Below are 22495 nucleotides of genomic sequence, written 5' to 3' on the forward strand. Positions count from 1 at the left end.
CCCCCACCATCAAGCGCTCCCCCGCAGGAAACCACACATGAGCCTGGCACTGGTCCACAGCCGCGCCCGCGCCGGGGTCGATGCGCCGCTGGTGCGGGTGGAAGTGCATCTGTCCGGCGGCCTGCCGGTCACCCAGATTGTCGGCCTGGCCGAAGCCAGCGTGCGCGAATCGCGCGAACGCGTGCGTGCGGCCCTGCTCTGCGCGCGGTTCGATTTTCCTCAGCGGCGCATCACATTGAACCTGGCCCCAGCCGATCTGCCCAAGGAAGGCGGCCGCTACGATCTGGCCATCGCGCTTGGCATCCTGGCTGCCAGCGGTCAGGTCGATCCGCAAGCGCTGCTGCAGTACGAATTCCTTGGCGAGCTCGGCCTGACCGGTGAGCTGCGGGCGGTCAGCGGCGCGCTGCCTGCCGCAATTGCCGCCGCCGACGCGGGGCGCATCCTGGTGGTGCCGCCCGGCAACGCCGCCGAGGCGGCGCTGGCCGAGCACGCCGATGTGCGCGTGGCCCGCACCCTGCTGGAATGCTGTGCGGGCCTGAGCAACCCGCGCCTGCTGCCACCGGTGCAGCGCGTGGACACCACGCCGCTGCCGCTGCCCGATCTGGCCGATGTGCGTGGACAGGCGCATGCGCGGCGCGCGTTGGAAGTGGCGGCGGCGGGCGGCCATCATCTGCTGCTGATCGGCAGCCCCGGCTGCGGCAAGACCCTGCTGGCCTCGCGCCTGCCCAGCCTGCTGCCCGATACCGACGAGGCCGAGGCGCTGCAGTTGGCTGCCATTGCATCGGTCAGTGGCGAAGGCTTGGACCCACGGCGTTGGCGGCAGCGCCCCTTTCGATCCCCGCACCACAGCGCCAGCGCCGCCGCGCTGGTGGGTGGCGGCTGTCATTTCCACGTAAAAGAGAGACTCAACATTTAGAAACGAGACACCCGAGATCGAAGCCCTCGCACTTGGCGAACCGCATCTCTTTGATATTTAAAGTGAATAACCTGAGGTGCATGCACGGAGGCAAGTGAGATCTACTCAACGCCCTCTGCGACATGAGCAAATGGTTACGGAACGGATGCGGCCGCGTGGCCAGGAAAGCTAGTGCCGCGAGCCATTCACCGAGGAGGCCAACGGGCGCGCCGGGAGCCACTCCCCCGCCTCCAAGCTTGGCAGCTAGATGGATGCAGCCCAGGCCAGACCAGTGAACTCTTCGAGTCCGAGTCTTCGATCCGGCTGCTTTTTCTACCTAGCCATGTCGCAACTGCGCGGAGTTGTGCGCAATATGCCGAAAAACCGAGGCGCTAAGCTCGATCTGGACGCCGAAGGGGTTGCGCTCCTGCAGTCCATCCCGATGCGCGGCAGCATTGGGGCCGGCGTGCCGATCGATCCCACCATCTACCGCTTCTACGAGATGCTGCAGGTGTACGGCACTACGCTCAAGGCAATGGTGCACGAGAAGTTTGGCGACGGCATCATCAGCGCCATCAACTTCAAGCTGGACGTCCAGAAGGTCGATGATCCGGAGGGCGGCTCGCGTGCCGTGATCACCCTGGATGGCAAGTATCTGCCGACCAAGCCGTTCTGATTGGTAGTTTACGGCCCGGCCGTTCTAGGCCGGGCCGTTGCGCCAGTGGGCGTCTCTAACTTGAGGCTCGGACCTCGTTGGCACCGTACACACCCCCCGGCCGCCATTGTCTTTGCCTGCGTGATCCAAGCCCCAACCGCGCACCTGCTGGGCCGTATGGGTGCCGCCCCCTCCCCACTCGTCGCCGCGGCGCGGCTGCTCCAGCATTTTAGCGGCGCGGGGTCTGCGAGCAGCTAGCGTTCAATGCGCGATAGCCTTACCCGATCAACTGCTGCATGCGTGCCCACGCGCATCTGATCGCCGAGATGATTCGGGCGGGGACTCTACCTCAAGTTGACTGACACCTCATTGCCGCGTGGACCGATGCGTCCATGCGGCTGCTGTTTCATCGAAGACCTCCTCAGCCTCCAGGCTCTCCTGGGAGACAGAGCCGAGTCCAGCCACAGGGATACCGGCAATCAAGCCCTAACGAAGGTCAGGATGGTCTCAGTGCGCATCCGCTTGGACAGGTTGCCGCTCTGAGTAACCGGCAGGTATCGACTTGCTGCTGGCAGATCACGCTCAGCCAAGCTGGCCAGGGTCAAGCCGGCCTGGATTCCTGCCTTGGCTACGCCCTCTGAATTGCTGATGAAAACATCCTTGAGGCAGGAGTTGCCCAGTACATAAGTCGCCGAGCCCCCCTTTCGCAGTACTCGGGCAGCCTGGTGCATCATGCGCTCCAAGTCGCCTGCGTACCGGATGATCATGCGCTGCTGCTTCGGTTCCAGGCGCTCCAAGTCACACATGGCATTTGCGATAGTCTCAGCGATGGAGCACTGAGCGTCGAAGCTTCTTTCGGCACCGATCGTGCTGGAGCGAATCTTGCGCAACTCCCCTACGCTGTGCCCGAGCCATACCAATGAAAGCCGGTGGCCTCGCATATAGTCGATGGCATTGAGGTACGGCGGTGACGTCATAATCGCGTCGACACTGCTATCGAGCAGCTTGATCGCGCGCGCGTCGCCCAGGCACACCTTCACCTGACCGTGCTCGTGATTGGCCGCCTGATTGGATGACAGACGCGTCATCAGCTGCGTCGCAGATCGCTTGAAACCTTCCAAGACATCATAGGAGGACTCAAGGGTCACACGGTGCGGACGGCTATGCGACGTATCGCGAGCAAGCGAGGCACACTGCTCCTTGGTCACAATGATTCGACTGAGAGCGACCTGGAGCATATCCAGCGCTGCGCGGCGCGCGCCTGAGCGAGCTGACTTGCGCCTGCGATCAAAGACAGAAGCAATGCGAGTCAGATCGCGCCGCTGCTGATCTCCGAACCAATAGCGAATGAACTGAATAGTTTCCTCATCCTGCCATGTCAGGCGCACACGCCTGAGATCCACTGCAGCGACCTCTTCCAGGACAGATGCCAACTCCGCCCGCCCCGCCTCAACGTCGAAATGAGAAGTCCATACGCGGCTCATCAATACAGCGAGCGGGTCCATGTCGAAACCGATAGCGCTATGGCCCAGCGACAAGGCTTGGCGAAGCACCGTACCGGAGCCGGCCATGGGATCCAGGACGATGCTCTTGGCAGGCAGCGAAACCAAAGAGTTGAGAGCCAACTCAGGCGCCATTCGGGCCGGGAAGGGATGGACAGTGCGGGTTTGCATCTAGATGAGGTCCTCAAGCCTGCCTTGGCTGATGGCGATTGTCGTCATTTTTCGTCGCCCTGGATGAGACCAGCTGACTTGTCCCGCATGGATCGGGCCAAAGACAGCGCACCCTCCAGGGTCTGGACCAGCTGATCCAAGGCCTGAGGGCTGGGAGGCACCTCGGTGGCCTGAGAACCGGTAGCCGTTGAGGCCGCAGACTCACTCACGGAAGCCAGTATATGCATGCAATGCATCATTACTTCGCCAGGAGGTTCTACCTCTCCCGTCTCGTAACGAGACACAACACCCTGAGACTTCCCCAGCCTAATGGCGAACTGGCCTTGTTTCAGGCCTAGCTTGCGTCTCGCCCGACCCACGAGATCCGCAGTTACTGGATGTTTGACCGCTTGCATAATTTGCATGGTATGCATATCCCATCTAGTATGCAAGGGAGGCAAATTCACCTACGATCAACAGACAGGGGAAATCGCTATGGATAGGCAGTTCGTGGACATCACGGATGTAGGGCAGCTGTGGGATATGCCCCTACTCAACGCTCCGGCTGATCCGGAGTGGGATACGCATGCCTCCAAAGAGCCGCGCATCCATCGAATTCATCCTTATCCCGCAAAATTTCCTGCCTTTCTAGCCGAACGCGGGATCAGCTATGCAAGAAGCATTGGCGTGCGGGTGAAGACGGTTGGCGACATCTTTTGCGGCTGCGGCACTGTGGCCCACGAGGCGCGCCGTCTAGGTTTAGGGTTCTGGGGCTGTGATATCAACCCGGTGGCCACCCTGATCGCCCGCACGAAGAGCGCGGACCTCTGCCCACTGGAGTTTCGTAGCACCCTTGATCTAGTCATGCGGCGTGCGCGACGAGCCAAGGGCGACATCCAGCTGGCCCCCTCTGCCCGAGAGCGCCTCAATCGCTGGTTCCGGCCAGAGCAGTTTGCCGATCTCGCCAGGATCTTGAATGCCATCAGGCACGTTCTTCCGGACCCATCGCCTCTACAGGATGCTTACCTGTGCACGTTCTCGGCAGTCCTCAAGCCATGCTCTCAGTGGCAGCAGAGAGCCATCAAGCCCACACTGGATGGCGACAAGCTTCCTCCGGACGTCTTCGCCACCTTTCTGAAGCACGCTCTTACTGTCGCTCAAGCCATTGAGGAAGCGGGCGACCTATCCCACAGCCCCGCTGCTGTCGTTGAGCTTGGAAACGCACTGAACGTAGCGCTCCCAAAGCGTCGAGTCGACCTGCTCGTATCAAGTCCACCATATGTCACATCATACGAATATGCGGACTTGCACCAGTTGTCGTCCTTGTTCCTGGGTTACGCAGATGACCACCGGCAGCTACGCGATGGATCCATCGGAAGCACGCAACACGACTTCCGCTTGGCCAAGGGCATCCGGGATCTGAACCGGACTGCGACACGCACGGTGTTCTCTCTCTACGAGCAGGACAAGCGCGCGGCGCAATCTGTCGCCAACTACTTCACTGATATGCAGGCAATTGCGGGCCGTGCGATGCGTATCGTCCGGCCTGGTGGAATCGCCATGTTCGTAATCGGCAATACCCAGTACCGCGGGGTAGACGTGGACAACGCCAGCCACCTTACAGAATCGCTCCTCTGCGCTGGGTTCAGGACCGTCCGAGCAACAAAGCGAACCATCTCCAATAAGGCGGCCACCCCGTACAGGACACCCACGGGCAAGTTCAGCCGTACGAAGACCTCAAACCATATCTACTCGCACGAGTACGTACTCATGGCACACCGATGAAGCGAACCAAGCCCAAGCCTCTGAAGTTCAGACCCTATGCCCGCCTTCTTACGATGCTGGGTGATCAGCTCATCAAGAATGAGCGCGTAGCGCTGGTAGAACTCATCAAGAACGCCTACGACGCCGATGCCAGCTGGGTGAAGCTCACCTTCAAGAGCTTCAACAAAGACTTTCAGGCAGTCGGCTCCAATGCAAAGATCATCATCGAAGATGACGGCATTGGCATGGACCGAGATATCATCGAGAACCATTGGGTCAACCCTGCGACGCCGGGCAAGTTGATCAATAAGCAATTGAAGCGTCAGAAGACAGCCAAGGGACGAATCGTCCAAGGTGAGAAAGGCATTGGTCGCTTTGCCCTTCTGAAGCTCGGTAGACGCGTCGAGATGACCACCCGCGCCAAGGGAGCCGCCTCTGAACTGACGCTAAACCTAGACGTCTCCGGCTACGACGAGGACTTCCTTCAGAACCAGCAAGGATTGTTCCTTGATGAGCTGAGCATGACGCTAAGCGAGACCGACCCGGCTCAAGAGATTGACCGGGTCAAGGTCCAGCTCGGCGACACTCAGGTTACCCGCAAGCCACATGGGACTCGACTTGAGATCTCCCACCTTCAAGGTACCTGGACTCGCCACCGTGTCAGCAATGTTCATCGTGATCTAGGAAGACTGCAGTCGGTCTTCGACCGAATCATCCGCGACGAAGCTTCGGCCCAGGATGGCATGCCCGCAAAGAGCGGCAAGGGTAAGCCTGACGATTTCAGGATCTACATCTATCGCGACGAAGACCTTGAGTCCTTCGATAGCGACAGCGAAGAAATCCTGCAAAAGTTGCTGACTGAGAAGACCGTCTTCCGGATTGAGGGCGCCTACGATGAGGCCGGGAAAAAGTTCGATTTCACCATCAATGACAAGCACCAGACACTGGGCCTGCTCGATCCAACCCTTACAGGAATGAAGATCTATCGGGACATCTATGCGCCCGAGAGGAACTCAAAGAATGAGCTGGAGAGCCGCTTTACGGCGTGTGGGCCATTCAAGTTCAAATTCTATGTCTTCAACTTTGCCAGGGATGCCGCTGAGCACCACCTGCTGACCAAAGAAGACAAGGATCTGATTCGCGAACATCGAATCTATCTCTATCGCGATGGCATTCGCGTCTACCCGTACGGCGACCCAAGCGACGACTGGTTGTTGATCGACGTTCGCCGAGGTACTGTTAAAGCCAGCGAATTCTTCAGCAACGACCAGACCGTTGGCGTTGTAGAGATCAGCCAGGAGAGAAACCGAGATCTGCGCGATAAGACCAGCCGCGAAGGGCTGGTCGAAGTCGGTGAGGCGACCGACGATTTTAGGGCCATGATCCAGATCTTCCTGGCGTGGGTGCGTAAAGACCCTTACGACAAGCTCGTACGGATCAAGAAGAACACCCTGGATATCGCCATCCACACAGAGAATGCGGTCGAAAAGAGCCTCAATGAAGTTTCCGAGGCACTGGACGACGACCTACCGGATGAGGCGAAATCACGCCTCAGTGACGCAAAGCGCAACTACCTCTCCGAGAGAAGGTATCTGGTCAAGCGCGCAGAGGACACTGAGCACCTGGCGGGCGTCGGGCTGTCAGTGGAAGCTGCGTCCCACGATCTGATGCTGAGCATCGGTTCGATGTACCGGATCATCAATGATCTGATGGATAAAACTCGTAGCGGAAAGCCCGTCTCAGCCCAGCACTTGGCCCAGGAATTGACCTCCCTGCGTGGCATGGTCTCCTTCCTCGAAGGCTCGATGACGGAGATGCAGAGGCTGTTCAGATCCACCAAGCAGAAGCGCAAGCAGGTGCGCGTCTCTGAGATTCTGGTGAAGGTACAAAGGCTCTACGCCAGCATGATGGAAAAGCGCGGCATCGACTATCAGGTTCAAACCTTGGGTTCGCCGCTAGTAGCCAATACCACCGATGCGGTTCTTCTGCAGGTGTTCCTGAACCTGTTCGACAACGCCTGCTATTGGCTAGAAGGCCGGAATCCGCCCAAGAACATCCTCGTAGTGCTTGACGGTGACAACGGCACCTTGACCTTCGCCGACAGCGGCCCTGGGCTCAATGCCGAGGATCTGCCCTTCATCTTTGAGCCGTTCTTCTCAGGCAAGGGTGAGGAAGGGCGGGGACTGGGCCTCTACATTGCTCGCCAGCTGCTGGCGAGGCATGAGTACACCATCGATGTCACCCCGACGAAGGAGAAGATCCTGCCGGGCGCCAACTTAACCATTTCGTTTGTAAAGGAATAGGAACGATGAACGCTGTTCGACAGGACCGGGCGCAGGCCGAGTCACAGGGGCTGTTCAAGGGCATTGCAGTAGTCATTGATGATGGGCTGAAGAGGAAGCCGCGCAATGGGCCCGATGGCATTGAGGCCATCCTCGAGGCCATTCACGATGCAGGTGGGCACGCACTTCTGCTGGATGCCTTGCCTCAGCGTGATGAGGAGCTGGAAAATTTTGCCAACGCCGCCTTCTTCGTGATGGACTGGAACCTCCACGGATCCAAGTTGGATGAAGTTGGGGAAGGACAAGATGAAGGCGGTGCCCGCCCTGATTTCAATCTAAGCGGCGTGCACTTGGGTGGCTTGGAAAGTGCGTTTGAGCAGGAGAACGTTGACTTCCTGACCAAGCTGCGTGATCGCCGTCATGCCCCCGTCTTCATCTTCACCAACGAGGACGTCGGTCACGTTACCCAGGTTCTCACGGAAGGGGGACTGATTGGCGATAACCTCGGATCTCACATCCTTATCAAGAGTAAGCGGGAGGTGGGCGCCAATCTTTTCGATGTCCTGGAGGAGTGGATCAAGCAAACTCCATCTGCCCTTGTGCTGAAGCAATGGGAGCGTCATCAGACGCTGGCTGTCAATCAACTCTTCAAAGAATTCCACGACCAGCACAAGTACTGGCCGGTCATCTTCTGGAACTCGTTCAAGAAAGACGGTGTCTCCCCTGCGCCCGAACTCGGTGAGCTGATTACGAGGTTGGTCGAGGCGCGGATGAAGCCGTTGACCGCAGATCTCGACGAGTTTTCAGAAGTGGCGATGGAACATTTCGGCGCCAATGATGCGAGGTACCGTCAGGCGCTACATGCAGTTCTGCAGGCTGAGCGCCTCCTGCCTAATGAGCTTCTCGTGCAAGGGGAATACTCAACTGGCGACCTGTTCTTTGATGAGAACGGCGGAGCCCCTCGTTATTTCCTGAACATCAGAGCGGCATGCGACTGCATCAGGCGCGAAGGCTTTGGCCAGCCCGAGCTCTACTTGATCAAGGGCACAATTGTCACGGATGAAGAGCTCGCCAAGCTCGCCCGCCCAGACTTTGGAAACTTCCATGAGTCCGATGTGGAGACCATCGTCTTTGCACTGCACATGGGCAGGACGGTCGTGTTCAAGTATCGAACACTCGCTGTCAAAGCGGCCAATAAGCTTCCCGGGGAACGCGTTGGACGGATGCTGGCCCCCTTCTTGACCAGAGTCGCCCAGCGATTCGGCGCCTATAGTCACCGTTCGGGGCTTCCGCGTATCCCTGCAGCATTGATGCCACCAGAGCCTCCTGTCGCGGCCGGGACGGGCCCAGCTGCAAATGAGGGCGATCCAAACACCTGCGATTGCGGCTGACCCGACATCGGCCCCGAAAGGGGCCGATGCACTGTAGGTCGAACTAATGATGTCCTTGCTTCCTAATAGCGTGGCGGCACAGGCAGGCCTCGATCAGGCCTTATCGCCGGCGGCGCGAACTGGACCTTGTCGCCGCTCTTCAGGCCGTCCGGAGGGCTGCTGATCACGGTGTCCTTCTCAGACAGCGGTGCGGACTAACTATCTTGCCCATGTCCTTGGCTACCGCCACATCAACCAGGCGCACGGTGGAGTCAGGGCAAACCACGGCCACACGCACGCCGTCCCTGCCAAACATCAGCGTGTAACGATACTCCACGTCAGAAAGGACAGCGCATCCTGACGACCTCAGGGAAGGCCATGTCCTGGCGTGCTACTTCTCGCCCGGTACCCAGCGGCCCGTGCCCATGGTCTTCGAACAGAGCGGACAGCGCGTCGAGATCGAAGCTGCGAAGTTCGCCACCAATGACGGAGAAGCGCATGTAGCGCTTCTGCAGGCGGGGCTGGGGATGAGGCAGCATTCTTCGATGTGCGTCAGACCGCTGCTGGAGCGTGATGAACTGCTATAGGTCCATCCAGGCTGGAGCCGGCCGTCCTTCCCGCTACACATCACCTATCCGCAGGGCGTATTTCGAAGTGCGCTCCTATCGGCGCTAATCGACTGGATGCTTCATCACTGGAGAGATTTGAAGCGGCAAGGGTAAGTGGTGCTTCGCCGATGTCCGCTTCCGGCCAGAAGCGGGCATTGGTAGTGCAGGCATTCCGGAAATTCTTCCGCCGACTCTACAGCTGAACCCTTGGCAGGAGCCATGGTCATTCCTCCTGTGGTGCGGGAGCTGATTCGGCCACCTCGTTGAACCAACTGTAGATTACTGTCAATGAGATGTAGGAGAGCTCCAAGGTGTATAACAGCGGGCGCGTTGTGGGATCGGGACAACACACATAGAACAGGTTGCGGCTTCTTTCGAACCTTTGCAGTTCAATCGTCTCTACATCGACGTTGATCAGATGTGCGCACGGGGCTATCAGAGGCTGTTCGGGGCAGACGCCTGATGACTGAGGGCGCCGCCAGGTGCCATAATTTTCAGCTTCCGAACGAAAATTCCCACATGGACGTTGGCCGCTCCGCAAAGCAATCATCCGCGCTCTTTCGCGAGGCTGTCCGGCTGGATGATCTGCGCCGCCAGAACGCTCCGCTCGACCGCCTAGGCTTTGGCTGGCGCTCTACCGCCTTGTTCTTTCTCCTGCTGGCCGGGGCACTCGTAGCTGTCGCAGCTACAGCACGCTTTCCTAGGAAAGAACGCGCCCAGGGGGAGATATCTACCGAGATGGGAACAAAGCGCGTAACGGCGACCCGACAGGGCGTGGTTTCGGCAATACACGTCAAGCCGAATGAGGCAGTTCGGAAGGGGCAGAGCCTGCTGAGCCTGTCCTATGACCGGACAGTTGACGGCATAAGTATCGGAAATCGTAGCCTCGAAGCAGCTCGTAGGCAGATGCTATCGCGCGTGGACTCACTGGGAGACACGGTAGAAGTCATTAGGCAGAAGATCTTTGAGGTTGAGCTTGAGTCGGCAGAGAACCGCGAGCAAGTTGAATTCCTCAATGAGCTTGTCGCTCTGAAAGAGATGCAGATCGCGGATAAGCAGCGGACGGTTAAGGCTATGGAGCAGCTCACCAAGGAGAAGATCGTCTCGGAACTACAGTTCCGCGCCGCTCGTGGTGAGCTTTTGGATCAGCAGCAGCAACTGGTAGGTCTCAAACGAGAGCGGGGCCAGCTGCTATCCAAGATAGGAACGTCGGAAAGCTCGAGGCGCCAATTGGAGCACCAAGTCTCTTCATCCGAGTCGATGATTACGGCTGAGACGGCCGCGTTCGATGAGAAGGAGATCTCGTTGCGAGCCAGTAGCGCTGAGACACTGACGGCTCCAATGGATGGGCGAGTATCAAGTCGGATTGCATCTTTGGGCGAGTCAGTCCAACCCGGTGCATCACTCATGATCATCGCTGCGACGAACGAGCCTGCGATTGGGCGTGCATGGGTGAAATCATCAGCCATTGGATTTCTGAAGCTTGGAGGTGAAGCGCGTTTGAAGGTCTCGGCGTTTCCGTATCGCAAGTTTGGCACGATCTCGGGGACAGTACGGGAGGTCGCAAAGGCGCCCACGCCCGTTGCAGACTTGCCCAGAGATCTGAATGCATCCGAGGCGATGTATGCAATCACCATCTCCCTGTCATCCACCAATCACGAGACGTCCCGCAATCAAAAGATTGATCCATCCATGCTCGAAGACGGAATGAAGTTTGATGTGGATCTTATGATGGAGCGGAGAACACTTCTCGAGATGCTATTTGATCCTGCAAGGACGGCACTTTCCGGCCTGGAATGATCTGCTCAGGCGTCACACGCTTCACGCTTGTTATCGAGCCGGCGGCACATGTGGCAAGCAGCGTCGCCAGGCTCGCGATCTGTGGCCGATGAGTAACGGCAATGATCGTGATGCCGATCGATCGCAGCGAGAGGAAAATTTCCCTTTCCTTATCTAGATCAACGTTTGCTGTCGCCTCATCAAGAAGGAGAACACGGGGGCGGCGGTACAGGGCGCGAGCAATCAGGAGCCGCTGACGCTGGCCTGCGGACAATGAGCTTCCAATCTCACCAATGCGCGTCTGCAACTGGAGTGGCATAGCTCTGACCTCTGTCGCGAGCCCAGCCAGTGCCAGGCAACGCCAGATACTCTCTGGCTCAGCATCCTCAGAAAAGAACGCTACGTTCTCGCCAATGCTCCCTCCAAGCAGCTCGTCCCCTTGCATTACCACGCCAATCTGCGACCTTATGGAGCGCGAGAATGGCGTAGACAATGCCGTGCCGTCATACCGGATCTCACCTTGCTGCGGGGTATACAAACCAGCGAGCAGCTTCATGATGGTGCTCTTGCCACAACCGGACGGACCATTGAGGAGTACGAAATCTCCCGCATGAACGGCGATATTGAGTGCTTTTACCGAAAATTCGTCCGATTGACCGTAGCGATAGTACACATTCTGGGCGTATATGCGCCCCTCAAGCGGAGGGTGATCCATTGCCTCAGGCCCCATCAACTCGCTCTCACTTAGAACAATATCGGCCAATCGATCTGAGTGAAGGACAGTCTGGCGGAAGGCGGTGATCTGCTGGACGAACGTATGGATTCTTGCGGACAGTTGGCGCTTGAGTGCAAAGAAGGCAAATAGGGCGCCAACCGTCAGTGCTTGATCCAGCAGTAAATGAACGCCCAGGTAGACGGCGCCGGCCGTCGCGAGATTGTCCAGCAAGGTGCGGCTAGCAGACAAGGATGCTAGCAATAAATTTAGTCGATTCCCTGCGTTGGTTGCGTCTGCAAGTCGGGCCGACCATTCCGCCTCACGATTCAGCTCGGCGCCGGCGGATTTGATGGATGCGATTGAACGGATCGTCTCAATCCTGGCAGTCTTCTCACGCAGTGATGCCTGGAAGGCCTCCCCGCCCAGCTTGTTTCGCACCGGCGATGAAGCCCAAGAAAGGCCCAAGTAGAGTGCGGCGGCCGAACTGCCAACAAGCGCAAGTGCCGGTGAGACGAAGAACATTGTCGCCACAAGTAGAAGCGACAGAATCCCGTCCATAACAGCGGACACAAGGCCGCCCGTTAACGCCTGCTTGAGAGAATCCATGGTGTCGAATCGCGACGACACGTCGGCAAGGCGTCTCCGTTCGAACCATGCCAGTGGAAGGAGGATCATGTGTCGGAACAGTCGGCGCGTTGCATTCCACGACAAAGCGCTTGCAGCCCTCGACATTGCTCGTGAACGAAGTACCTCAGCTATGAAGTTGAAGATCGCAAGTAGTGCAAAGCCAAGCCCTAGGAGAACCAGTAGGTCTGTGTCTGCATGGGTTGCTGCCTCGTCTACCGATATCTGGATGAAGAACGGCGAGCTGACCAGGAAGAGCTGAAGGAACACAGAGTAGACGGCCCCAAGCCCCAGCGACTGCTTCACTTCGGCCGTGATCGTTGCAAACCGCCGAATGCTAAACTGAAGATCACTTCTGCTAGCGACCAAGCCTGGAAGCCGAGTCAGCTCGAATGCAACTCCGGTAAATGATTCCGAAATCTGCGTTCCACTTAGTCTCATGTGGCCAGACGCGGGATCAAAGATGTGGAGTCGCCCGCGTGAGCGCTTAACGAGCACAACAAAGTGCGAAAGCTTCCAATGCAGTACCGCGGGCAACGGAATGTGCTGGAGGTCTTCCACTTCGCAACGGATCGCGCGAGCATGGATGCCGAGGCTGGTGAACGCTGAGATCAGCGCCGCCGCATTCGTTCCTTGAGAGGACGAAGGATGCCTGATTCGAAGAGAGGATAGAGTTGTCTCTCTGCCCATCAGAGAGGCGGATGTGGCCACACAAGCCAATCCGCACTCGGAATGCTCACTTTGATACTGGAAGTGTTGCCGTGACATTACTGCTTGCTCGTTCCATCTTCTGGGCGCGCCATACGAAGTGCGTCGGCGGAGCTCATCGCGACGCGCCTGTTATCGGGTCGCTGAGGGAAAGCGATCCGTACTGTTAGACGTAGAGGTTCCGTACTGACGCTTGATTAGGTCTTTGGCGCATGCACTGCACGTTCCCATGCGCACGCTGATCAAGAGCAGGCTTCTCTGGGAGAAGTCCACCTGGTCAGGTGCGATGACTAGAAGTCGTCAAGAGGAACTCATCATGCGCGGTGATGGGCGTGCGCCTCGACTCGCCTCAACGGCTGTCGGCTAGTTCTTGTACTTGAAGACAACGCTTCCCAGACAATCGCTTCCAGGAGATCTGCCGATAGCATCGATGCTCACTTGAGAGTTCTCATGAAAAGCGTGCTTCCGCTGCCCTTCTGTCTTCCATACCGGAGTCGGTTCTGGCGGTTGCACAAACAGACCGAGTGCATGACTGACCTCAGCCAGCTTCAAGCAGTGTGCATCATCTATGGTCGCCTTCTGCGTCACTGTCAACTGTCTTACGCTTCCTGAGAATCGATCGCGGATAAGTACAGCAGGACCCATGGCGGAGTCGGACCGCGGTTCAAGTTCAGAGAACCGCACGTTACCGGTGGTGCCGATCCTGTTCGCGGTCACCTTGAACGTGCGCAAGATGCTGGCGTCATCAGGTCGTTGCTGGAACTGAATCAGATCCCCGACAGCGAACGTAGAGTGCTCAGGTTGAGCGGATTGATGCGCCTGCGCAGTCAGCACGATGCCCAGCGAGCATGCGAGAGCGCACGCGGCGGCAAAGGTATCCCCTCCAAAGCTGGGCACGCGAGTTCCATTCGACATCCGATCTCCTTCGCTTGATCTAGAGCTGAGCCGGCCTGTAAGGTCGGGCAGGAATGTTCGTCATGTGCCGAATGAAAGTCAAGGAAATCTATGGCGATCCATCTGGTCTCACCAGTGTCGTATGCCGCGTTCGTTGCGGGGGTCGCTGGCCATGCTCGACAGATTGTCGAGATTGAGATGAAGCGAACGGCACTTCTGCAACAGAGGTCAGTCGACAGCACGGATGATCTCTGCCACGGGATTCTGCACTTCTGGGCTGCACACCAATCTAAGCTCGTTCATCCACTCTCAGAACATGTGACGCACCGAAAAGGTTTCAAGCGCTGTCACACTTCGCGTGTCGAGCATGAAGTGCTCTGCGAGGTGGCTGATCAGTGCAGGGGACTTTTGGATACTTCGGCTCCAGCTGCTCTGCAGTCGGCTATCAAGCTCATCGCGGGCCGCCTTGGCGTGGATGGCGAGCTGCGCTGTGGCCCCAACGTTACGTCGGCCGATGAGGCGGGGAATCGCTGGGGCTACATGCCGCACCCACTACTTGCCAGGAGGCTTGACTGGCTGGCTGAAGGTGCCCGTGACAGAGGCTGGTCGCCCTTCGTACGCGCGACTTGGTTCTATGTCGGCCTGCTTAACTGCCACCCACTTCAGGATGGGAATGGTCGAACCGCTAGAGTGCTTTTCAACGCGCTGCTTTGGCAGGGCAAAGATTTCTATCTTCCAATCTATGAAGCCAGCGGCTCTCTCGGTTCGAGCTTGGAGATCTGTCTGCGTCGAGCTGCCAACTCGGATGATTGGTCAGACATCATCAGTTTCCTACATGACCTTCTAAGCGCACACTTGAGTGCATTGGAACTGCGGATTCGGTCCGCCCGGACGCTGTAGAAGATTGGAAGCCAGAAAGCCTGAGCTGCTTCGGTTCGAGAGTCGATAGGAAGGTCAGGCGGAGTCCTCCCCCCGACCTTCTGGCTGGCTTTCAGGGAGAGCGGTGTTGCCTCTACTCTGATCGTCAGCCTTTCCTAAGCTTGGCAGTCCCGTGTGTCAATGCGTTGTTGAGATCACTCCTCTTCCCATGATTCGCGACCACCGTTACTGCCGCCGCTGCCGTTGCCGCCTATGCCAATTGTCCAGCCACCGCTACCCCAGGTCCAACTGCCACCTGTCCAGGGAACGCCCCCAGTTCCGCCAGCGCTTCCCGAACCTCCGGTTCCTGAACCACCCTTTGCCCCGAATGTTTCATCCCAGGGTTCGGCCAAGTAGTCAGCTTGGGTCTTATTTGGATCGGTGGGATGCTTCATGCTGCCGTAAATGTCGCCCATAGCCTTGATTGCTTGGTCGACGGTGTACTCAGATCCAATCTTGTTCTTGATCTCAATGAATCGAGAGTCCCAAGTGTAGGCGGCCGCTTCCGGGTACTTTGCTGCCAGGACGTCGTTGGCTTTCATAGCGGCCAGAACTCCGCGTCCCTCTTCCTTGAGGTAGGTGGCGACGTATTCCTCTCTAGTTGGCTTGTGGTCCCAAGTTACCCGATTCTCCACGTGGGCCAACTCATGGGCGATAGTCCTCGCCATCTGCAGGGCATCACCCTTGATGTTCGGATTCAAATAGATGCTGCCCAGTTCAACATATCCGTTGGCCGCGCCCATCTCGCGGAACTGGATGGACAGTCCGCTGTCCAGGTAGTTCTTGAGCGACTGCTGCACATCGGGGATGTTGCTAAGAACTTCATCCAGCTCACTTGTTACGCCGGAACTGAAGCTGCTTTTTGCAGCGAGTGCGAACATTCCCGCGGCGCTGATGTCGAACTGGACGTTCTCCACACCATCCCAGCGAGTCTCGTCAAAGTAGTGTTCGACCATTCCTTGATCGATCTCCCCGTCCCAAACGCCGCTGGAGGCCGCCTGGAAGTCCGTCTGACTGCCACCCGAAACCAGCAGTAGTTCTTCGGCGGTGAGTTCGCGTGCGACACGCATTCCTGTTGCCATGTTTCTTCCTTTCAAGTCGTTCGTTTTTCCCGCGCGATGCGAAGCGCGGCGGACGATGTTGAAAGCAGCTTTAATGGAAGTCAACAAGATCGCTTGCTGGACGCAACAACTTGACACTACTTCCAATGATCTGAGTTCCGAGAGACACCGTCGTTGCTGGAAGCACCAGTTAGGCTGTGGCTGGCCGAGGTCCCGCCAGACATCCCGCAACGTCGCACGTCAAAAGGATGGCTGATACCAAGGGCCGGACAACCACTGAGCGGCTTTCCGCTATACCGTTTTGGTCAGCGTCCGCCTCCGGCCAGAAGCGGGCATCGCCGGGCCACCTCGCTTACTGGAGCATCCCTCCGAGGCCTGAATGCGCTGGCCGGTGATCGAGCGCCCACTTGCCGCCAGGAGGATTGCCACGGCCTTGCCGACGCCATCGGGACGACCCGCGCGCACCATTGCTGTGTGCTGTGCCCCGTAATGGTTCACAGCGGCATCGTCGCGCACAGCCCCGCCAAAGAAGTCGGTCTCGATGGCGCCAGGGGCGACGGACCTTACCCGTCTCAATCGGAGAATACTTCGGTTGCAAGCGGCAAGAACTGCCTTTAGATATCCTGCGCTGCTAAGCCGACCAGCGAGACAGTCATAAATAGCAAAGGCGAGACCGGTGACTCAGCGGCAGCTGGCAGCGAAACTTTAGCTTCACTGGTGCAACTAACTGAGCCAGCATCACTGGTCGCGAGCAGATTCTTCGGTCATAGACTGTGGGTAATCCTCAGCAGCCTCACCGGCGATAGTGCATGTCCGACCCAACTGATCGCAATGAACATACACGCACTTCGATCTCGGATAGCTCCGAGCATACTGACCGCCATCAACCATCAAATGGACGCCTCCAAAAGACCATTGATTGGTTGACACAAAAGAAGCGACGACTCGGAGAGTGGCTGGAAGTCAATCCAATTGCGGTGCTACTGCTTTTTCCGCTGATAGCCACACCCGCTCGGTTCGCCATTTCACAGCGTAAAGGTGTAGGTTCCTCTCTGATCGCCACTACTGCTTTCCTGTGGGCGGCTGGGGGCTTTTGGGCATCGGCAATGCAAGAGCTCGCCGCGATGTCTGTAAGAATGCTAGAAGCGAGTCACCCTTCTCAGATGAGCGAAGGCGTGAAGCAGCAGTTCGAGTTGGCGCTGGACACCATTTTGGGCGCGCCAATGATCTTTGTTGTCGCAGCATTTATATTCCTGGCAGGCTGTCTCCGTGCGACCTGGTACAAGTGCTTCATTGCGCTCTACTACCGATCTCGTGGCAACGAACCCTTAGTTGGTGTCCACTTCTTCTTGGTGCAGTCCGCGTCTCGCGGGCTCTATGCGGGCATATTGGCTTATGCCCTTAGCTTCACGATTAACAATTGGGCATGGCTTGAAGCCCCAGTCAACTGGATAGCCAATTCGATCTATTTGTTGATTCCTGTGATCGCCATCGGACTGCTTCAAAAGAGGTACTTCCTGCAAAAGGAAAAGGTCGATAAAGAACTGTACGGATCTTGGGTTGCCGAGCTGCTTTCGACCACCATGTCATTAGTTGCTACGGTTCTCCTTGGCTGCGGAACAATGTGGGCACTTGGCCTCGTCCTTGGCTACTTTGGCAAAAGTGCCGCCAGCTAGCGTGATCGAAGAGCATTGGCGCACCAAAGACATTGCCCAGAACCAGCTTGCCGCAACGTTCGACACACTCCTGAGCTCCCTTCTCACAAGTTGATTCCTAAGCATTGCTGACGTTCGACCCTGCTGTTCAAGATGCTCTCTGCAAGCAGAACCAAGTTCATGAATTCGACTTAGCCGCAAGGAGGTCGCATACGCGACGCTTCCAAACAGCGACCCAAAAAGTGCCACGCCTCACCTGGGGCGTGGTGCGGGGCCACATTAGCAGCGCGCAGGCCCCTTGGGCCCGCCCATCACCAACAACGAGGCAGATTTGTGCGCCAAAGCACTGCGGCCGCCAGCAGTAGTGTAGAAGCCAAGTTTGGGACTGAGTTCAAGGCCAGAGGCATCATTCCGCAATGCATATCCGCTGCACCAGTCTCTAGCGAACACACGCCTACTCAACCGCGCCGCTCCCGGACGCGCCGCTCGTCACCGTCGATCACGTCAATTAGTGGGCGCGAAGTGGAGGTAGCCTCAGGCTGTCACAGGAGTAGCGCTCAGGACCGACCAGCACCCAAGCGACAGAACCTTTAATCGATTGACGACGCCCCATGTTCGACTCTGTACTTTACTTGCGACAACCAAGAGCCGAACTGCTTTGGCGTGAGATGATAGCCCTTCAGCACGATGTCGTTCTTTTGAACAAACGCTTCAGAATTCTCACTCAATTCCTTCGTACTCGGCGCACCTTCGAAGGTGATCCCGACGAAAGCAAACGTGTCATCGGTGGCGTGCGCAACCAAAACCGGGCCACCACTCATTCCACTGAATCCCCACCCGTGATCGGATTCCAACGTCGAGCAAAGGATGTAGGTGGGCTTCTCCGGCGTGGGAAAACTAGTAGCTAAGCTCACCGACACCCTTGGCATCGGCGCCACTACCTTGTCGCCGGCCTGATACTTGTGTGCATCGGGAAAGCCGAATGCAATCCACGTCGTTTGAACCGTCGTCCAGTCCGGTTCGACCCAAGCGTCCAGATCGATCGCCTCAGCATCGCGCAGATTGCGGAGCATTGGCCAGAGCTCTGTTATATCAGCGATCGCGATGTCCGGCCGGTCTGCGTTAGCTCTATCAAGTGCGTCGAGTGCGTCATCGCTATCGACATCTCCCGCGCCAGGAAACTCCCGACAACTCTTGAAGAGCGAAGTGTAAGTGCCGTCCGACGCGTATGTAGCCAGCGGATAGATTGTGTTGCCACAATGAAGTGTCGGCACGATTACTCGCTTACCCCTGACAGTAGCGCTGAAGAAGGCCGATAGGACATGGTGGCAGGTTACGACGTAGATGCGCGACTCGAACTTCACGAAGGTCGCCGTGGCACTCGTAACCGAAGGGTCGTGCCCACCTGATAGGAGTATTCCGGTGCCGAACAACGGTGCGCAACACCGATGGACGCGTCGGTCGATCTCTTCGTTGGTGGCGGCGATTGTGATCATCGATGTTTGCGCTCTATCGTGCTCAGTATTCGGTGATTCTAACTCCTGAGCGAAGCCGGAAACCGCTCGATGTCGCCATACGGACCTGCAATCGGCGAGAGGTGGGAAGCGGCCCCAGGTTTGGGTCACTTCCGGCATTCGCCCTGGCTAATCCAATCATTCGTCTTAGAAGCTCGATCGAGGTCGGGTGGGCGGCCCATGTCTCTCACTACGCTGTACTCGGTGCTGCTTCTCGTCTCACTCATGATTCCAACGCACCTGTGCCCCGGACCTTCGACCGCGAGGATGCCCCTCACCAGCCCTACGCGGTTCACAGTGCGATACGGTAGATGCCGGCCAGCCCCGGGCGCGAGCCCTGCCGGATCTGGGCGCGCTCATATGCTCAGACTTGACAGTTGCGGATGAACATCAAGGTGATGCCCCAACAGCCAATCGAACTCGCGAGCGCGCTCCTTGATCGGCACCTCGTTGATGCGAAAGATGCGCCGTTCCACTACCCAATTGGTAGCGAACTCCCAGTTCTCATTTCCATGTGAGCGGTGCCCACTGCCCGACTCGTCAAGTCGTCCATAGCCGTGACGCACCGCGGTACCGCTTTCGGTAAGCGCCCACCGCAACTTGATCAGGCGATGCTCGCGCTTTCTCTTTCATTTGCCAGGCGGTGAAGAAGTACTCCATCGCGAGCGCTTGACTTTTCCGAAACGCTGACGTACGGTTCTGCCCGGGCAATAGCCCAAGTCGGAAAAACCGACTGAGCTGCTTTGGACTCAAACACTTCTACGTCCTCCAGTTGCAAGCGGAGTGTCCAAGAAGAAACCAAAGCCGGGACATAAATCCGCTTGCGAATTGTGAGAACCTACATGCTAAATTTTGATAGCGCGGCCCCCTATGACTTGGCGGACCAACTGCGCAACCTCGCGTCCCCTTACTTTAAGGTCAACCTGCTTCAACTACGGCAGGCCGTTGTCCGCGGGATGGGCCTAGGCACCATAGCCGGCTGGGAATTGCTGGCACGTCAAGAACCGCAGTGGCGCGCGCAGTCCTTTGACTACGTCGCCTTCGCCGAGCGCTTGGCCGATCTGACCGGCTCTTGGGACACAGCGCAGGCGCTGTGGTCGTTGGCCATTGGCGTGCGGCTGGACCTAGCAATTACCAAGTACCCCTTGTCAAGACAACGGATCGAAAAATTCACCGACGTTCCGTACGAGATTGAGGCGAAACTGGTGGATGTCGATCCGCAGATTGTCGGTTCCGACGCTTTCATTCTGCTCCCCGAGTTCTACTCTGGCAAAGGCTGGGAAAAATTCCGCGTCGACTCGGCACACTGGCACCGCGCTCCCTTGGAGAAGGCCAATATGCGCCCGGCAGATCGGGCATCGGGGCGCAATACGCGAGTTGCCAAACTGAAAGATGCCACCTGGACCGGCGGACTGTTCGTCTACTCGCACGATGACCAGCAAGATGACACCGACTGTCGTCGCAATGTCACTGCGGCACTGTCGCGCAGTTTGCTCTCCTCAGTGGCGCCTGGCCTGCAGTGCACGATCTACCACCCGGAACACTATGACGAGGGCGCGTACCGAATCGTGGTTCGGCTGAGTCCGCCGATCATCAAGGCAATTGCTTCGTCGACTTTCGCCTTCCAGCTGCCGCGACCGCAAGGCTGGAGTCTCATGATGGAGCACGCCAACATTGATCACAGGGTAGGTCGCCCAACTGGAAGTGTGGGTGGCAAGTTTGTCGACGGGCTCTGGCTCTGTGACCTTTACCCTCATGGCGATCCGACCAATCCCCGTGCGGAGCTCAACAAGGTCAAGTCAGGGCTGCTGGGGACCATCTATAAGCAACTTGAACGCCACGGAGTTCGCTTCGTTGAGCACATAGCTCAAGCTCAAACCTAAAGCGGAACCCTCCGAAAAGCGTACGCCACTGACCTTCAAGAAGATGGCGCATGGCGCCAAGCGGTGAGTCCAGTCGTTGGTCGCAGGACGTGATGTAGGGCGCAAAGAAGGCCCCATTGCTACTGCTTGGCGCGGTTTGGACGTGGGCCAGGGAGACGGGAGCAACGTGGCTCCCGTCTCTGAGCGACAGTCATCCGAGTATAGAAGATACGACTATGGGCCTGCAGACCGGTTCAGCGCCTCGTTGAACCTTCTGTTCGCCACGATCGCTCGGTTGAGCGAGCGACCGGGGAGAGCAAGGCTCTGGATGGCTACGGGCATCAGCTTGTGAACTGATGACTTGCAATGCCTGAGCAGTGTGCTGAGGAAAATTGCGGATGAGGCGACTTCGGGCCTCAACGGCGAGGTTCGGACCGAAGCTCGGTTTCTCCCAGCGTCATTTGCGTTCCAAGTCCTGCATCGAAGACCCCAATGGGTAGCGGACCTCTCTTGTGCCACCGACGACTGGGTAATCCAAAGAGTCGTGAATGTGGCCATGGATTCAAGGATCAGACTCGCCGATCATCGATCCCAGGTCTGAGGCGAAGTCAGCCGAGAGCGGATGATCACTGTAGCGATCCAGTGTGGAATGTCACATGGCTCGTTTCTAGCCTGATCGATCTCTTCCTTTGGCGTATCAAGGCTCTTTCGTGGACGTGTGGCTGTTGAGGACATAGATCACCGACAAGTTCTCAATGACGCGCTAAGGCCCAGCCAGTGATCGCTTGCCAACTTCGAGATCACCGGCAAGTGCAATAGCGTCAGGTTGCCTTCGCTCCAAAATGGGCGGAACTGCGTATAACCCATCGCGGGCCACCGCGGGCGCGTCCCGCCACACTTCGCGATGCAGATCGTCGACGCAGAGTGACCTCACGACTTCATACCCTCCCGCCGGCAGGGCGGTAGAGAGCCAGATGCCAAGGCCTCTATCCGCTCCTCTAAGCATCGCTTCGCAATCAGGAGCCCCTCATCCTCAGCGAGGTAGGGCGAGCCGAACAATGGTACTTCGACCCACAGTACCTCCTGACCTGGATGGACATAGGCCGCGTGGTCATCAACCAGAAGGGCTTCTCCCAGAGTTGGCGATACGAACGACAGATCCTTGGTGCGACCACTCCAAGTCGTGTAAGCGAGCTGGACGAACCAATCCGGCGCCTTGCCCTCCGAGACTAGTAATGCGGCGATCCGACGAAAACGCATCTCGTCCACCGTCGTGAACATTACAAGCTGATCGAACTGTCCCTGCGCGTACTGTAAGAACTCGTACAGTCCCGGCCGCGGGATCTGACTGACAGCATTGGAGATCAGGGTGCCCTCTAGGTCGAGGGCCAGAATAGATGGACGCATGTGCTAGTCCTCGGAATTAGGCATATCCACCCTATCTGTGGCCTGTCGCCCCGGCTGAGACTGACCGTCGTCATAGGTCCTGCGAATGGTGCGCCAGCCAGCGCCACCTGTCCACGGCGTGAGCCTACTGGT

Annotated in this window: 16 protein-coding genes and 1 pseudogene; 9 read left to right on the forward strand and 8 right to left on the reverse strand. The window is 57.8% G+C overall.

Annotated elements, in window-relative coordinates; translation table 11 throughout:
• Window positions 1-37: 37 nt before the first annotated feature.
• Both C1922_RS18695 and cynS read left to right on the forward strand, forming a co-directional pair.
• Window positions 38-880, forward strand: a pseudogene (locus tag C1922_RS18695) (magnesium chelatase domain-containing protein); the annotation flags it as partial.
• A gap of 358 nt (window positions 881-1238) precedes the next feature.
• Entirely contained in the window at window positions 1239-1571 is a 333-nt protein-coding gene (gene cynS, locus C1922_RS18700; protein WP_199912201.1) for a cyanase, read from the forward strand.
• A 458-nt stretch (window positions 1572-2029) separates the two neighbouring features.
• On the opposite strand, the gene C1922_RS18705 is transcribed toward cynS, so the two are convergent.
• Complete coding sequence (locus C1922_RS18705; RefSeq protein ID WP_108751147.1) at window positions 2030-3223, reverse strand: hypothetical protein; 1194 nt, start codon at window positions 3221-3223, stop codon at window positions 2030-2032.
• A 489-nt stretch (window positions 3224-3712) separates the two neighbouring features.
• On the opposite strand from C1922_RS18705, the gene C1922_RS18715 reads away from it, so the two are divergent.
• Genes C1922_RS18715 through C1922_RS18725 form a run of 3 tightly spaced genes read left to right on the forward strand, consistent with a single transcriptional unit; the run spans window position 3713 to window position 8639 of the window.
• Entirely contained in the window at window positions 3713-4987 is a 1275-nt protein-coding gene (locus C1922_RS18715) for a DNA methyltransferase (RefSeq protein ID WP_159092031.1), read from the forward strand.
• Window positions 4984-7269, forward strand: a complete 2286-nt coding sequence (locus C1922_RS18720; protein ID WP_108751149.1) for a sensor histidine kinase — start codon at window positions 4984-4986, stop codon at window positions 7267-7269. Before C1922_RS18715 ends, C1922_RS18720 begins: the two co-directional genes overlap by 4 nt.
• Window positions 7270-7274: 5 nt before the next feature.
• A complete protein-coding gene (locus C1922_RS18725; RefSeq protein WP_108751150.1) occupies window positions 7275-8639 on the forward strand; it encodes a hypothetical protein in 1365 nt (454 codons plus the stop codon).
• Window positions 8640-8956: 317 nt separating this feature from the next.
• Here the strand turns inward: C1922_RS18725 and C1922_RS18730 are convergent, their stop codons facing one another.
• Window positions 8957-9118, reverse strand: a complete 162-nt coding sequence (locus C1922_RS18730) for a hypothetical protein (protein WP_159092032.1) — start codon at window positions 9116-9118, stop codon at window positions 8957-8959.
• Window positions 9119-9745: 627 nt separating this feature from the next.
• Here C1922_RS18730 and C1922_RS18735 point away from each other — a divergent pair.
• Complete coding sequence (locus C1922_RS18735; protein WP_159092033.1) at window positions 9746-11026, forward strand: HlyD family efflux transporter periplasmic adaptor subunit; 1281 nt, start codon at window positions 9746-9748, stop codon at window positions 11024-11026.
• On the opposite strand, the gene C1922_RS18740 is transcribed toward C1922_RS18735, so the two are convergent.
• Both C1922_RS18740 and C1922_RS20435 read right to left on the reverse strand, forming a co-directional pair.
• The gene (locus C1922_RS18740) at window positions 10953-12650 is read right to left on the reverse strand and encodes an ABC transporter transmembrane domain-containing protein (RefSeq protein ID WP_234413383.1); all 1698 of its coding nucleotides are present in this window, start codon (window positions 12648-12650) and stop codon (window positions 10953-10955) included. The genes C1922_RS18735 and C1922_RS18740 overlap by 74 nt on opposite strands.
• Before the next feature lie 765 nt (window positions 12651-13415).
• The gene (locus C1922_RS20435) at window positions 13416-13967 is read right to left on the reverse strand and encodes a hypothetical protein (RefSeq protein ID WP_159092034.1); all 552 of its coding nucleotides are present in this window, start codon (window positions 13965-13967) and stop codon (window positions 13416-13418) included.
• Window positions 13968-14057: 90 nt separating this feature from the next.
• Here C1922_RS20435 and C1922_RS18745 point away from each other — a divergent pair, with 90 nt between their 5' ends.
• The gene (locus tag C1922_RS18745) at window positions 14058-14846 is read left to right on the forward strand and encodes a Fic family protein (RefSeq protein WP_108751154.1); all 789 of its coding nucleotides are present in this window, start codon (window positions 14058-14060) and stop codon (window positions 14844-14846) included.
• Window positions 14847-15019: 173 nt separating this feature from the next.
• Here the strand turns inward: C1922_RS18745 and C1922_RS18750 are convergent, their stop codons facing one another.
• Both C1922_RS18750 and C1922_RS20735 read right to left on the reverse strand, forming a co-directional pair.
• A complete protein-coding gene (locus C1922_RS18750) occupies window positions 15020-16033 on the reverse strand; it encodes a hypothetical protein (protein WP_159092035.1) in 1014 nt (337 codons plus the stop codon).
• Between the two features lie 183 nt (window positions 16034-16216).
• The gene (locus tag C1922_RS20735; protein WP_267896403.1) at window positions 16217-16501 is read right to left on the reverse strand and encodes an SDR family oxidoreductase; all 285 of its coding nucleotides are present in this window, start codon (window positions 16499-16501) and stop codon (window positions 16217-16219) included.
• A 233-nt stretch (window positions 16502-16734) separates the two neighbouring features.
• On the opposite strand from C1922_RS20735, the gene C1922_RS20440 reads away from it, so the two are divergent.
• Window positions 16735-17601, forward strand: coding sequence for a hypothetical protein (locus C1922_RS20440; protein ID WP_159092036.1), 867 nt, complete (start codon window positions 16735-16737; stop codon window positions 17599-17601).
• A gap of 569 nt (window positions 17602-18170) precedes the next feature.
• On the opposite strand, the gene C1922_RS18765 is transcribed toward C1922_RS20440, so the two are convergent.
• Window positions 18171-19076 (reverse strand): hypothetical protein, encoded by a 906-nt coding sequence (locus C1922_RS18765; protein WP_108751158.1) that lies wholly within the window; start codon window positions 19074-19076, stop codon window positions 18171-18173.
• Between the two features lie 860 nt (window positions 19077-19936).
• Between C1922_RS18765 and C1922_RS18775 the strand changes: the two genes are divergently transcribed.
• A complete protein-coding gene (locus tag C1922_RS18775) occupies window positions 19937-20977 on the forward strand; it encodes a hypothetical protein (RefSeq protein ID WP_108751160.1) in 1041 nt (346 codons plus the stop codon).
• Between the two features lie 909 nt (window positions 20978-21886).
• Here C1922_RS18775 and C1922_RS18780 read toward each other — a convergent pair.
• The gene (locus C1922_RS18780) at window positions 21887-22363 is read right to left on the reverse strand and encodes an NIF family HAD-type phosphatase (protein ID WP_108751161.1); all 477 of its coding nucleotides are present in this window, start codon (window positions 22361-22363) and stop codon (window positions 21887-21889) included.
• Window positions 22364-22495 lie beyond the last annotated feature (132 nt).

Origin of the sequence: Stenotrophomonas sp. ZAC14D2_NAIMI4_7 (assembly GCF_003086675.1) — a bacterium.
GTDB lineage: Bacteria > Pseudomonadota > Gammaproteobacteria > Xanthomonadales > Xanthomonadaceae > Stenotrophomonas.

What these genes read in the sequence shown, in the direction of transcription:
- cynS (WP_199912201.1), top strand. Translation starts at nt 1,239, where the DNA reads ATGTCGCAACTGCGCGGAGTTGTGCGCAATATGCCGAAAAACCGAGGC.
- C1922_RS18705 (WP_108751147.1), bottom strand. Translation starts at nt 3,223, where the DNA reads ATGCAAACCCGCACTGTCCATCCCTTCCCGGCCCGAATGGCGCCTGAG.
- C1922_RS18720 (WP_108751149.1), top strand. Translation starts at nt 4,984, where the DNA reads ATGAAGCGAACCAAGCCCAAGCCTCTGAAGTTCAGACCCTATGCCCGC.
- C1922_RS18725 (WP_108751150.1), top strand. Translation starts at nt 7,275, where the DNA reads ATGAACGCTGTTCGACAGGACCGGGCGCAGGCCGAGTCACAGGGGCTG.
- C1922_RS18730 (WP_159092032.1), bottom strand. Translation starts at nt 9,118, where the DNA reads ATGCGCTTCTCCGTCATTGGTGGCGAACTTCGCAGCTTCGATCTCGAC.
- C1922_RS18735 (WP_159092033.1), top strand. Translation starts at nt 9,746, where the DNA reads ATGGACGTTGGCCGCTCCGCAAAGCAATCATCCGCGCTCTTTCGCGAG.
- C1922_RS20435 (WP_159092034.1), bottom strand. Translation starts at nt 13,967, where the DNA reads ATGTCGAATGGAACTCGCGTGCCCAGCTTTGGAGGGGATACCTTTGCC.
- C1922_RS18745 (WP_108751154.1), top strand. Translation starts at nt 14,058, where the DNA reads ATGGCGATCCATCTGGTCTCACCAGTGTCGTATGCCGCGTTCGTTGCG.
- C1922_RS20440 (WP_159092036.1), top strand. Translation starts at nt 16,735, where the DNA reads ATGTCCGACCCAACTGATCGCAATGAACATACACGCACTTCGATCTCG.
- C1922_RS18765 (WP_108751158.1), bottom strand. Translation starts at nt 19,076, where the DNA reads ATGATCACAATCGCCGCCACCAACGAAGAGATCGACCGACGCGTCCAT.
- C1922_RS18775 (WP_108751160.1), top strand. Translation starts at nt 19,937, where the DNA reads ATGCTAAATTTTGATAGCGCGGCCCCCTATGACTTGGCGGACCAACTG.
- C1922_RS18780 (WP_108751161.1), bottom strand. Translation starts at nt 22,363, where the DNA reads ATGCGTCCATCTATTCTGGCCCTCGACCTAGAGGGCACCCTGATCTCC.